Raw genomic sequence first — 11731 nt, 5'->3', positions numbered from 1 at the left:
CACATGAACGAGTAATTCGCCCGCACTCGCTTATTCAAACGGGACCGCTTTGGCATTTCAGGTTCCAGTGGTGAGGGTAGACCAAGAGAATGTCTTTGGGGACCTACCCGGAAATCTCTTTGAAGGATGCTCGCGAGCTGCGTAAGGAAGCACGATCACTGGTCGTCAAGGGGAACGATCCACATCTGCACCAACGTAAGCAGCTTGATTATGAAGCTGAGTTGAGCAGTGTCTTCGCGGTCGTATTTACTCGCTGGCGGGCCTTCAAGATTTTGCCACAGCCCATAAAATAAGGGCAATTCTGCGCAACTGAACAGAGGGAGTCTTGATAGACTGCGCCGCACAACTCCAGGGAGTGGTAAATCATGCGTGGAGCATTCGCTCTGATTGCGCTGTTAAGTGTTTTCTGGTCTTGCCAGGGGTATTCAGCCCTTAAAGTGGAGCAGCTCAAGTCCACGATCGATGCAAAAAAAGCAGAAGAATTCGCCACACCACTGATCGTGGGTTCTCCGGCGAATGTCGCACGGCGTATCAATAACTCGTTGCAATATACCCAGTTGGGCTTGATTGACGGCGCGTATAAAACCTCGCCCTTTGAAAATCAGGACCCGGAGACAGGCACAACCGGGTTGGGCTATGCCGTTCTGGGGCAAACTCCGCAGTATTTGTCGCTTGAGTTGCGTAGCGAGTATATGGGGGCCCACCCCAGCTACAACAATCAGCCGGTGGTGTTTGATTTGCAGAGTGGCGACCGGATCGAGCTGGCGGACCTGCTGACACCGTCCGGTATGGCGCGCTTCGACAAACGCATGCTCCGCGAGCGTCTGGCGGCCATTGATGCCTTCGTGAAAGTGCCGAACAAGCGTTTCTCGGAAGGTGATCAGGATGGCCACGAAGACGCCGAAACCCAGCGCAGTCTCTACCGTGAATGTCGTGCAAAAATGGTCAGTGGCCAGATCCGCCGCAACGAGTTTTATCTCGCCGACGGCAAGCTGACGGCGCTGCAAGGCTGTGACTTTCCCCATGTCGTCCAGGCGCTGGATGACCTTATGGATTTACCTCACAGCGAAACGTTTGCCGCGCTGGATCATGACCTGACGCCCTATGGTCACTGCCTGTTGATCGCTCATGGCACGCAGTGTGGTTTGCGCGCCGCGTCGGGGATCCACGAAGGCTTGTACGTGGGCACGATGGCTGGCAAGTTGCCGATCAGCCTGATGGTGTTTGGTGATGGCGGGCCATTTTATTTCTATGACCGCTACAAGGAACACATTCCCTTGACGCTCTCGCGACTGGGAGCGGGGCACATCGTGTTGTTGTTCTCCCACGAAAACCAGTCGTCCGAGAAGTTTGATTTGACCGTCGCTGCCGATGGCAGCCTGTCCGGCGGCTGGAGCCGGGGTGGGGCCGAGCCGGTTCCCGTCGTTCTGCATTAATTTCGCCAGGCCATTTCACCCCAATAAGGAAGTCCCATGTTTAGGGCGCTGTCAGCTTGTGTGCTGCTGTGTTTCGTCGGTCCTGCCATTGCCCTCGGGGTCGAGAGTGTTACGCCCGCATTGCCTTTTGCGCCTTTACCAGCCGTCACGATCAACGAATCCGGCAGCTTCACGCCCAATGCTGCCGGTGTACTCGAGTGGATTGGGCATGACTCCTACAAATCTTCCACAGGTGAAAAATGCCCGGTCAACCCGATGACTTGGGACAGTTGGAACCCGGTGACGGGCGAGTTGGTGCAGCGACCGATAGTCATCGATGGTCACGAAAATGATTCGCTCTATTGGCAGGCGCGACTGGCCACCGGGATCGTCGGGTTCTGGGCCATTGACTGTGGCGGACGCAAGGCCGGCTGGTTCGGTTTCATTGGCAACGATGGCAAGGTGTTGAGGTTGGACGACAAGCAGTGGCCCCGCCTGGTTTATCGTTCACGCACGGTGGTGCTTTCAGCGACCTCGCTGGCGCACGTCTGGCGCGCAAACAACGATCATTATTTACACGCGGAGATTGTCCGTTTGCAAGACAACACCTTGCAAGTGCAGTCGATACCCGACCTGCCAATCGCCTATCGAAACGACTATGGGCTGGCGGCGTATGGCGACCGTCTGATGATTCTCGGGGGTGGTGACGAGGAGTATCGCGGCTGCAATGTGTGCCGTGACGAAACCCATGTGTTCGACGCGACTACTGGCCAATGGAGCGATGGCCCGAAGATGCTGGAAGGTCGATCCGAACTCAACGCCACGGCCCTGGCCGATGGCAGTGTGCTGGTTTCGGGTGGCTACACGCGCAAGGCGGGATGGGGGAAAGGGCCTTCGCAGACTGCCGAGAGGCTAAACCCGGCGACCAACCGCTTTGAACCGGTTGCGCCCATGCCGTCCGCCAATGCAAAACACACGGCCATCGACCTGCCCGGCAGCGACGGCCAGGTGATGATGATCGGCGGCTCCAGCGGCAATATCGTCTCTTATGACCCGGCCAGTGATACCTGGCAGTTGCTGGCGACCTGCAATGGCCCGTGCAACGTCTTCCCCTTTCAGGCCGCCGGTCGCCTATATGGTTGGGTTGAGTCACGCGCCGAAGATAACGATGCCTACAGCGGCCCCAAGAGGCTTGCTCCGATAGCGTTGCGTCAGTCAACCTCGGCTCATCCGGCCGTCGTTGCGGTGGCGCCGCAACTCCTGTCGCTGGGGCGCCAGAGCGTGACGTTCCTGCCTTCGACGGCGACCCTGCCCGCGATGGTGATCAGCGGTTCCGGGCTTAACGCCGCTGATACCATTGACACGTCGGGGCGCATGGTCACGGTCCAGCCCATGTTGGGGCCGCACTATCGAGCGACGGCGTTGCGTTTCAATGGTGGCGTACTGGTGTATGGCGGCGAGCGGGATAATGGCCGTGCGCCGCCGACGGAACCGGCCATGGAGTGGCTACCGCCAGACAACGCGATCGGCCCCGCGCAATGGCAACGGGTAGTCGGAACGCCACCATCGTATATCAGCGCCGTCACCAGCCTGGCCAATGGCAATCTGCTGGAGGTCAACGAGGCGGGCGAGATTCATGAAGTCAGTCTGGACACCAGCCAGGCTCCAGCGACGCTGAAGCGCACGGCGTGGCCTGCTTTCCGGCACTTGCGCAAACCGACCGAGAAAAACCCCATGCAGATTCGCCAGCTTGATGATGGGCGAGTGGTCTTTGCCGCAGGTGAGATCCAACCAGTCGGCATGACCTTGCTGAAGCCTGATTCCGATCAGCCGGATTCCAAGGACGAGGTGCAATACCTGGGGGATTTCGACAGCGCCATGACTTACGCGATATTCGACTCGCGGAATCAGCGGTGGATCGAATCGGCCCCCGATGCCTATGAGAATGTCACGACCTTCATTCTAGCGGACGGTCGGGTCGCCCGCTTTGCCCAGGAGCCACTTGGCCCCGAGGCTGGTTTATCGCCCTCCATGCGCCTGTCGACAGCTGACGGCGCGCATTGGACCAGCCCTGCACGTACCGGCCTACCAGTCGCCAAGGAGGACCGAGTTTATTTAAATATGAGCGACGACCTGCTGAGGAAAGAGTGGCTGATCGAAAAGGGCGCAAAGAACGACGGGCATTACATTCTCGAATGGTTTGACCTGGTGACCTCGACATGGAGCACCGTGCTCGATATGGACACCTACGGTCCCGAGTATCAGGTGGTAACGCTACCCAATGGGCACAGATTTGTGTTGGCCCGAGACATATGATGAAACTCACGCTTTTACTGCTGAGCAGCCTGCTGACGTGTAACGCCGCGCTGGCGCTGGATGACGCCACCTCCTTCGGGCAATTGACGATGGTGGTGGGTAACGATATGACTACCTCGGATGAAATCGTGTCGGGAAACGACTGGCTGTCGTTGCACTGTGACCCGAGCGGTTGCCGACTGCTGCCCGCGACTGTGGCGGTTGGCGGCGAAGAGCCGAGCACTCGCGACAGCATGAACATGACCTTGCATCGCTTGCACTTCGCCAACGCGGGTCCCGAAGGCACCACGGGCGTCGAAGTATGGTTGCGCCGCAATGCCCGTTTCCCCTGGCTCACGCCCGGACCGGTGCTGACCTATACCGCCACAGAGGGGCCTGTGGATGGGGTCGCAGATCTTGCGACCAAGTCGGTCAGCGTGCCGCTGGCCGATCGCACGGTGACGCTGATGCCGTTGCTGGATATCGAGCATCGGCAGATCCCGCTGCAACTTCGCGAGCCGAAACAACGGCAGATGCTCGACGACATGACCGCGTGCCTGGTGGCGACTGGTTACTTGCGTTGGTCTGGAGACCTGGATGGTGACGGGCGTCCGGATTATCTGATCGACTACCCCCGGGGTTCCTCTGGCACCCATGCAGTGTTGTACCTGTCATCAATGGCAGGCCCGAGCCAGTTGGTTGGCTCGGGCGCTGTGTTCGACAGTGCTGTCAGCTTTACCGGATGTGATGACGGTGAGTGGTTTGGCAGCGAATAAAACGTTGTAATATGCCGAACCCCGCTTCAGAAGCGGATTTTTCATTCCTGCTTCTGAGGCTTACTCAGGGGCACAGGAATGGACGCACTTACCAGAGCTCTCAAAGAGACAATCTAGGCCGCTGATTGAGCCATCACAGCCGAAGACTTCGACGAACTGATGAAGTCTTGTGCGCCAGACGATATCATCAAGCTGGTTGCACAGTTACGGTCCTTGAAGACATTCAGGATCACGGTCGCCGTGGTACTCAGTTTTCCTTCGCTGACGGTGTAGGTGAAGGTGTCGGTGCCGATGAAGTTGATAGCTATAGCTGCCATCTTTATTATGAGTTCATTCGCCTTCATCAACAGGTCGTACTCAAGCTGTAGACGGCGCACGTTGAACCGAAGAGATCCAAGTTTCCGTTCCAACTCTTTTCGTTCCGATGACGATGGAGTTTCTCGGAGGGCTATTGTGCTCCGAACCGCACAAGCATTCGTTGCCCCACGCGCAGCGACGTCGGAGGGGGCTGGTCGAGTGCCAATATGCATTCAACCATGCGCATATTGGCTCGTACCAATGGGTCGTCTTCGAGTGTGCTGTTACCCAATACCGCGCTGATGCGTACTACATGGGCGGAAAGGGGCGGTAAACCGTTGTCGCTGTCATTCGACACGTAGGCCTTCATCCCTGGGGTCACAACACCGGTAAAGGATTCATTCAGCTCGGCGCGCACGATGCGTGCTTCATTTGGTAGCAATATGAAGGACGGTCCCGATTGTGGAGAGACTGTAGCGCCAGGCTGGATCAGGCGCCGGACCACCTCGGCTTCGAACGGTGCATAAAGGCTGCGTTGCGCTAGTTCATAGTTCGCGGTGGTGAGTTTTCTTGCTGCCATTTCAGCTTCGCCATGGTTCTTTTCAATGTCGTCGCGCAACTGCTCGGCAGCCTCCCGGGCGTCATCGGCGCTCTGGATGTCACCAGCGCCCGCAGTTGCAGCCGCCATCAGGCGTTTGGCTTTCTCGTCGGCAAACTTGAAGCGTCTTTCCAATTGCCTGTTTTGATCCTTTACTCGCTGTTGCTCGGCCTGTGCCGTGTGCACGGCCAGGCGTGAGAGTTCGCTGTCCAATGAGGCCAGCAACTGACCTCTCTTGACGTGGTCGCCTTCTTTGACCTTGATATCGACAACCACACCGTCGCGGGTGACGCCCAGTTTGAGCAATCCTCCTTCCACATCAATACGTCCACGGGCAACAGCCAGATAGGTGGGGTTCAAGACCGCCGCCTTCGGCGGTGCTTCGTCCCGCGGGCAGCCGGTCAAAAAGAAAAGTGCGCTAGTCAGAACCAGCCATGGGCCAAGTGAATGCGAGTTCATAAAGAGTGTTCCTGGGGGCCGGTAACGTTGGCCGGTCGAAGGGAAGGGGAGTGATCGCTCAAGATGAGGCCGTCTTCTATGGTCAAGACACGGTCCGTATGGCTGACCAGGCGCGGGTCGTGGCTGACACACAGCACGGTCGTACCGCGTACACGGGCAATGCGGTGCAATATGTCGATCACGATTTGGCCGTTGGCGGAGTCCAGGGCGCTGGTTGGTTCGTCGGCGAACAACAATTCGGGCGTTTTGGCTACGGCGCGAGCGATGGCTACACGCTGCTTTTCGCCGCCGGACAGCTCGGCCGGACGCAACCTCATGCGCCGTCCCAGTCCGACTTCTTCTAGTGCCTCAATGGCGCGCCTTTGCACTTCCTTTGGTGGGAGTCCGAGATAGCTCAGAGGCAGTTCGACCTGTTGCAATGCACTCAGGGCCGGAAACAGATTGAAACCTTGGAATACAAAGCCCGTGTGATGGAGGCGAAAGCGCTCCAGTGCCCGTGCGTCGAGCCCTGCCAGATCTTGTCCCAACGCCATGACCCGGCCTTGATCGGGACGCTGCAAGCCGCTGAGAATGGCCAGCAGGGTGCTTTTCCCGCAACCAGAGGGCCCCGAGATCAATGTCAGCTCGCCCGGCCGTACTGACAGGGTGAGTTCATGCAGCACGCTGGTGGCGACCCGCCCTGACGCAAACGACTTACTGATACCCTTGGCCTGAAGCGTGAAGGGGGTTACCGATATCTGGTTTTTCATGGACTGTGTTATCTCAAAAGACTCGCCGGGTCGGCGTGGCGTAAGGAGCGGATGGCGGCCAGGCCGGAGACCAGCGCCAGGGCCAAGCTCAAGAGCAGGCAAGTCCCGGCCGCAACAGGTGAAAGTTCCACTGGCACGTTGAAGTGCCCCGCAAGCGCGAAGAGCGCGCCAGCCAGGATGCTGCTGCCCAGCAGTCCCAGCGCCCCGACCCAGAGCGCCTGCTCCATCACCACTTTGCGCAGAGCATTCACGCCGACGCCAAGGGCGTTCAAGGTCGCGTATTCGCGGATTGAACCAATGACCGCGGCCACCAGGGTCTGGCTGGTAATCACCGCGCCCACCAGGAACACAATCGCCGCCAGAAACAATACGCCGGCTCCGGCCCCGGTATCGAACATCCAATACATCTGCGAGCGGTAAGCGAATTGTTTTGCTGTCCACACCGCGTAGTTGCCAAACGCTGGCGCGCCGTTAAGGCGATTGGCAACGGTATCTGCCTGGCTTGGGTCGCGCACCTTGGCCACGAGGTAGGTGATTCGGTCGACGGCGGCGGAGGGATCGAGTTGCTGGGCCGTGGCCAGTGACGCCACGACGTTTACCCCGCCCAGTGCCCGCAACCCGCTAGTGATACCCACTACGCGTACCCGACGACCGTTGATGGTGGCTGCGTCTCCGAGGTTAACCCCCAGGTTACCCAGGTCGGCCCGGTCGACGATCACGGCACCGGGCTCGTTCAGACGTGCACGCAGCGTAGCCGGCAGTACGCGTTCAAACATCAAGCCTTGCGGCCCGGCCTCGATGCCGGAGACAAATACCGAGACGCCTCCTGTATCACGTGTGCCACGCCAATCGGCGTCCACCCAGCGGAACGGCTCCACCCTGAGTACATCGGGATCCATCCGCAACCGCATCTCCACATCTGAATCGATCGGCCTTCCCAGGTTGACGCTTTGGGTGCCGGGATAACCCACCCAGAGATCGGCTCTAGAGCCGGTGATGTACACGCTGGCACTACCGAAGATCCCCAGTACCAGGGCGGCCTGGAGCAATTGCAGCAAACCGGCGAAGCCCACGGCAATCATCGCGGGTAGGAAGTGGCGCCACTCATGGATCAAGGTTTGACGGGCGAGTGCAACCATCAGTCAGCATCCTTCAGGGGGGCTACCGGCAACGGCGCGCCGCCGAGCGCCTTGTACAGCGCTACATAGGCGATATTGCGCTCGGTACTGGCCCTGTCGGTCCGTTGTTGGGCGCGCAGTTTTTCCACCTGGGCACTTGCCAAATCCAGGTTGCTCAGCAGTCCCGCTCGGGACCGCTGTTGCAATGCATCCAGGCGCGCCTGCGTGGCGGCATAGGCCTGGCGGGATGATTGCTCGCGCAAACGCAGTTGCTCCAAGTCGCTCATGGCGATTTCGGCTTCGGCGACGCCCTGCAATACCGATTGCCGATAAGCCAGTACCGCGGCTTGCATTTGATGGTCCTTGGCTCGCGCATTGGCCACACGCAGGCCCCAGTCGAACAATGGGATACTGATCCCCGGCCCGACCGAGAAGATGCTGTTGCCGGAGGGAGTCCGCTTGCGATTGCTGGCAATGTTCAGCGACCACTGCAGTGATGTGCCGAAGTTGATGTGCGGATAAATATCAGCCTGGCTCATGCCCAGCTCTCCGGCTGCGATAATGACCTCGGCTTCGGCGCTGGCAATTTCAGGGCGCGTACGCAGCAGGTCTGTCGGTACGCTGCTGAGTTGCCATTGGCCAAGCTTGGGTTGCAGCCCTGGTTGCAGCCAAAGAGGTTCCGGGCCAGTCTGGCCCGACAGTAATGCTAACTGTTGCGCGTTGCGGCTTATCAACTGGCGCGGCTTGGCCAGAGCCATCTCGGCCTGCGCCAGTTCGGCCCGGGCGCCATCAACGTCCGAGAGTGGCGCCAATTTTAAATGCTCGCGAACGAGTACCAGCTTTAGTTTTTCACGCTGAATGTCGCGGACTGTTGCCAGGGTACGTTCCATTTGTTGCGCAGACCGCAGCTCGATCCAACACCGAGTGACCTCTGCGACCAACGACACCTGGATGGTGCGCAAGTCGGCTTCTACCAGCGCCTGGTTTCCCTGGGCGAGGCGATTGGCACTCTGTTTTGCACCAAACAATGGAAGCTCCCACAATGCATCGAAACCGATCAGGAAGTACGAAGTGCTGGTATCGGGGCTGACGGAATCTCGGGTCTTTATGCCCAGCGTGGGCCGGAAAGGCGACTGGGCATGCTGGCTCAGTCCCCGTGTTGCACGCAGGCGTTCCGTTGCTTGAGCCACGTTCAGGTTGTTGCGCAGCGCCTGATCGACCAGAGCATCCAGCTTTGGGTCATTGAAGGCGTGCCACCATTGATTAAAGTCTGGTTGCAGTGGCAAAGCATCGGACGGCATGTTGCGCCAACTGTAGGGGGGCGGGGCTTTCAACGCCGGCAATGGGGCGACCGAACAGCCGGCCAACACCGACACCACCAGCGATAGAGTACACAGAGTTCGATAGGACTCCGGTCTGATAAGATGTTTAATCGTAGTCACCTACATGTGCAGATGTTGCTGTTTCGGAAGGTGTGATCGTGTTGACTGGATATGGTTGTTCCGGCACTGATCAATACGCCAGTCAATGGGGCGGTAATCAATCCGTAAAAATATGCATCCGTGGTCCTGGTGAGTGAAATGCCGAGGTCGTACAGTGTCCGTTTCTCGCGATCTGAAAATATTTAAATTATCAAAGCGATGTGAGGGGATTCATTCAAGTAAATTTCACGTCGTTGACGTTTGTCCGGTGGCCCTTTTTTATATTAAACCGCAGCTATTGAAAACAAGGCGGTGTCCACGCGAAGCGAGTAAGGAAAAGTGTCGGTATTGCTTTTTCCTAAAGCGTCTCAATACAGCGATGCGCACGGTGATCACTTTTTTGATTAGGCTGGCCAGCTGAGTTCGAACAGTGTTCCCCTGTTTGCCACGCTGCGACAGATAATGGTTCCTCCATGGGCAAGGGCGATGGCTCGCACGACAGCCAGACCTAACCCGCTTCCACCCTGGGCCCTGGACCGAGAGTTTTCACCGCGCTGGAACGCTTCAAAAATATGCTTGGCGAGTTTTTCATCAATGCCAGGGCCTTCATCTTTGACTCTCAGGTAATTGATTTCATTTTTGCTACTAAGCTGCACGATGACATTTCCCGGTGTGGCATGCCGTCGAATATTATCCAAGAGTGCCAATAACGCTTGCCGAATCCTCGCCGGGTCACAGCGCAAAGGCCGTCTTTGCAGATCCAGTTGTAGAGCAAATCCAGCAGACTGCAGAGTGGGCTCGAATAACTGCGCATCGGCCTCGATCTCAGTGGCCAGATCCGATTCCTGCAGGGTAAGTTCGAGGTGTCCGCCGTCCGCCAAACCAACAACCCGAAGATCTTCGATCAATCGGGTCAATCCTTCGACTTGAGTCAGCAAACTATAGAACTGCGAGGTGTCCGGTTCGAATACGCCTTCAGCCAAGCCCTGTAAACGTCCACGCAAGATGGTCAGGGGAGTGCGTAGTTCGTGTGCAATCGCCGCATTCCAAAAAGCCTGTTCTTCTGCCATGCGCTTCAATCGTTTAGCCATGCTATTAAAATCGTCCACTAATAAGGCGGCTTCTCCCAGCGACTGGTCGCCGGCCACCGCTCGAGCATCAAGGTCGCCATCGGCCAACTTTCGAAGACTACCGGCCACGGAGTTCAGGGGCATTAAAATTCGCCGAGATAACTTTATCGCCGCGATGGCCCCCACGCCCAAACTGACACCGGTGGTCAATATCATCCATGCCCACTCGATCTTTGTCGGTAACCACTCGTCCAGCTCCGCACTGGTAGGAGGCCAGAGCGTCCATAGCAACGCATAAAAAACATAGGAGCCCACTATGGCCAAGGCTATGACGCAGAGCACCACGGCAGACATGGACAAAACAATCTGCCGGCTCAAGCCATTAGGCATCCTCATTCGATACTCCCGAATCGGTAGCCAACGCCTCGAATACTCGCAGGCACACCCTGTAGTCCCAGGTCTTCGATCTTTCTGCGTAACTTGCTGAGATGGCTGTCGACTGTCCGCTCCAAGCTCTCACTATCCGGTGAACAGGCGGCCAGCAATTCTGCCCGGCTGAATACTCTCTTGGGCGATTTTGCCAACTGAGCCAGTAACTTGAACTCCGTTACCGTCAAGGAAAGCGGGAATTTTTCAGCGCCGATGCACACCACGACTTCATGACTTTCGATGTCGATTTCAAATGCATCCACGCGCAACACATTACGACAGGCGCTGTAGCCATAATTGCTCGATCGTCGCAAAACCGCCTGGGTCCGTGCGACTACTTCGGCCGGGTTGAACGGTTTGACAATGTAATCGTCGGCACCGATACGCAGGCCCATCAGTTTGTCCATGTCCTGGTCCTGTGCCGTCAGCATGATCACCGGAGTGTTGCCCCGGTGTCGAACCTCGGCGAGCACCATCCAGCCGTCCAAATTCGGCATCAGCACATCCAGCAGCATGAGATCCGGCTTGAGTGTCTGATGCATTTCAAGGGCGCGACGACCGTCAAGGGCGTGGGCCGTTCGAAAGCCGGCGCGTTTCAAATAGGCCGTCAGAATATCCGCGATTTCAGGCTCGTCTTCCGCGATCAGTACAAGCGCCTTGGACTCTCTGGCACTGTCAATTCGGGGCGTCGATGCCGCGGGGAAGTCGCTCATGTCGTACTCTGTCAATGTGTTGTGGGCTTTCTTGTGCATATTCCCACGGTTATCTATCTTGTCCATGATCAAAGATCGAATCTTGGATCACAGAAGCTATGTCTTGCCGATTTTGGCCTTCGCATACCGATGTGGAGGAGTCGAAGGGGCTTCATAACCGCCGACAGAGCGCGCTCCATTGGGTTGAATTGTCTATAAGAAGGGTGGAGAGATATGGGAGGTTCTGTGGAGGAATGATGGAGAGCCGAAATATTTATTTTGGTTTTCCCCATCGTGGCAGCGGCTCATCGCTGTCAAAATAACGAGTATCGATCAGAAGCGGCTCGTAACTGGGGTTGAAGGCATCCAGTAGATTGCGTAGACGCAGTCATATCCTCAGAATGATTTTTTC

At 57.5% G+C, this 11731-nt stretch carries 10 protein-coding genes and 1 pseudogene; 4 read left to right on the top strand and 7 right to left on the bottom strand.

All coding sequences use genetic code 11. The features are described from left to right. Positions 1 to 50: 50 nt before the first annotated feature. The 4 genes and pseudogenes from M5C01_RS16730 to M5C01_RS16715 form a co-directional block, all read left to right on the top strand. A pseudogene (locus tag M5C01_RS16730) lies at positions 51 to 203 on the top strand (Arm DNA-binding domain-containing protein); the annotation flags it as partial. Positions 204 to 365: 162 nt separating this feature from the next. Continuing rightward, positions 366 to 1436 (top strand): hypothetical protein, encoded by a 1071-nt coding sequence (locus M5C01_RS16725; protein ID WP_152740315.1) that lies wholly within the window; start codon positions 366 to 368, stop codon positions 1434 to 1436. A 36-nt stretch (positions 1437 to 1472) separates the two neighbouring features. Further along, the gene (locus tag M5C01_RS16720; RefSeq protein ID WP_152740316.1) at positions 1473 to 3731 is read left to right on the top strand and encodes a hypothetical protein; all 2259 of its coding nucleotides are present in this window, start codon (positions 1473 to 1475) and stop codon (positions 3729 to 3731) included. After that, on the top strand, positions 3731 to 4486 hold the full coding sequence (locus M5C01_RS16715) for a hypothetical protein (RefSeq protein WP_152740317.1): 756 nt from the start codon (positions 3731 to 3733) through the stop codon (positions 4484 to 4486). Before M5C01_RS16720 ends, M5C01_RS16715 begins: the two co-directional genes overlap by 1 nt. 113 nt (positions 4487 to 4599) lie before the next feature. On the opposite strand, the gene M5C01_RS16710 is transcribed toward M5C01_RS16715, so the two are convergent. The 7 genes from M5C01_RS16710 to M5C01_RS16680 form a co-directional block, all read right to left on the bottom strand. Then, entirely contained in the window at positions 4600 to 4896 is a 297-nt protein-coding gene (locus M5C01_RS16710) for a hypothetical protein (protein ID WP_178129905.1), read from the bottom strand. A gap of 38 nt (positions 4897 to 4934) precedes the next feature. After that, the gene (locus M5C01_RS16705) at positions 4935 to 5840 is read right to left on the bottom strand and encodes a biotin/lipoyl-binding protein (protein WP_152740319.1); all 906 of its coding nucleotides are present in this window, start codon (positions 5838 to 5840) and stop codon (positions 4935 to 4937) included. Then, the gene (locus M5C01_RS16700) at positions 5837 to 6589 is read right to left on the bottom strand and encodes an ABC transporter ATP-binding protein (RefSeq protein ID WP_152740320.1); all 753 of its coding nucleotides are present in this window, start codon (positions 6587 to 6589) and stop codon (positions 5837 to 5839) included. The genes M5C01_RS16705 and M5C01_RS16700 overlap by 4 nt, the downstream gene beginning before the upstream one ends. 8 nt (positions 6590 to 6597) lie before the next feature. Beyond that, complete coding sequence (locus M5C01_RS16695; RefSeq protein WP_152740321.1) at positions 6598 to 7728, bottom strand: ABC transporter permease; 1131 nt, start codon at positions 7726 to 7728, stop codon at positions 6598 to 6600. Further along, positions 7728 to 9077: a TolC family protein gene (locus tag M5C01_RS16690; RefSeq protein WP_248764353.1), complete on the bottom strand. Its 1350-nt coding sequence runs from the start codon at positions 9075 to 9077 to the stop codon at positions 7728 to 7730. Before M5C01_RS16690 ends, M5C01_RS16695 begins: the two co-directional genes overlap by 1 nt. Positions 9078 to 9532: 455 nt before the next feature. Continuing rightward, positions 9533 to 10594, bottom strand: a complete 1062-nt coding sequence (locus tag M5C01_RS16685) for an ATP-binding protein (protein WP_103497303.1) — start codon at positions 10592 to 10594, stop codon at positions 9533 to 9535. Next, positions 10591 to 11340: a response regulator gene (locus M5C01_RS16680; protein ID WP_152740418.1), complete on the bottom strand. Its 750-nt coding sequence runs from the start codon at positions 11338 to 11340 to the stop codon at positions 10591 to 10593. Before M5C01_RS16680 ends, M5C01_RS16685 begins: the two co-directional genes overlap by 4 nt. Positions 11341 to 11731: the final 391 nt, after the last annotated feature.

This window comes from Pseudomonas sp. MWU12-2319 (genome assembly GCF_023242525.1).
Lineage (GTDB): Bacteria > Pseudomonadota > Gammaproteobacteria > Pseudomonadales > Pseudomonadaceae > Aquipseudomonas > Aquipseudomonas gingeri_D.
This window is presented reverse-complemented; position numbering and strand designations above follow the sequence as displayed.

Bases quoted from the DNA above. Each gene is read 5' to 3' on its own strand.
- M5C01_RS16725 (WP_152740315.1), top strand. From the start codon at position 366: ATGCGTGGAGCATTCGCTCTGATTGCGCTGTTAAGTGTTTTCTGGTCT.
- M5C01_RS16720 (WP_152740316.1), top strand. From the start codon at position 1,473: ATGTTTAGGGCGCTGTCAGCTTGTGTGCTGCTGTGTTTCGTCGGTCCT.
- M5C01_RS16715 (WP_152740317.1), top strand. From the start codon at position 3,731: ATGAAACTCACGCTTTTACTGCTGAGCAGCCTGCTGACGTGTAACGCC.
- M5C01_RS16705 (WP_152740319.1), bottom strand. From the start codon at position 5,840: ATGAACTCGCATTCACTTGGCCCATGGCTGGTTCTGACTAGCGCACTT.
- M5C01_RS16700 (WP_152740320.1), bottom strand. From the start codon at position 6,589: ATGAAAAACCAGATATCGGTAACCCCCTTCACGCTTCAGGCCAAGGGT.
- M5C01_RS16695 (WP_152740321.1), bottom strand. From the start codon at position 7,728: ATGGTTGCACTCGCCCGTCAAACCTTGATCCATGAGTGGCGCCACTTC.
- M5C01_RS16685 (WP_103497303.1), bottom strand. From the start codon at position 10,594: ATGAGGATGCCTAATGGCTTGAGCCGGCAGATTGTTTTGTCCATGTCT.
- M5C01_RS16680 (WP_152740418.1), bottom strand. From the start codon at position 11,340: ATGAGCGACTTCCCCGCGGCATCGACGCCCCGAATTGACAGTGCCAGA.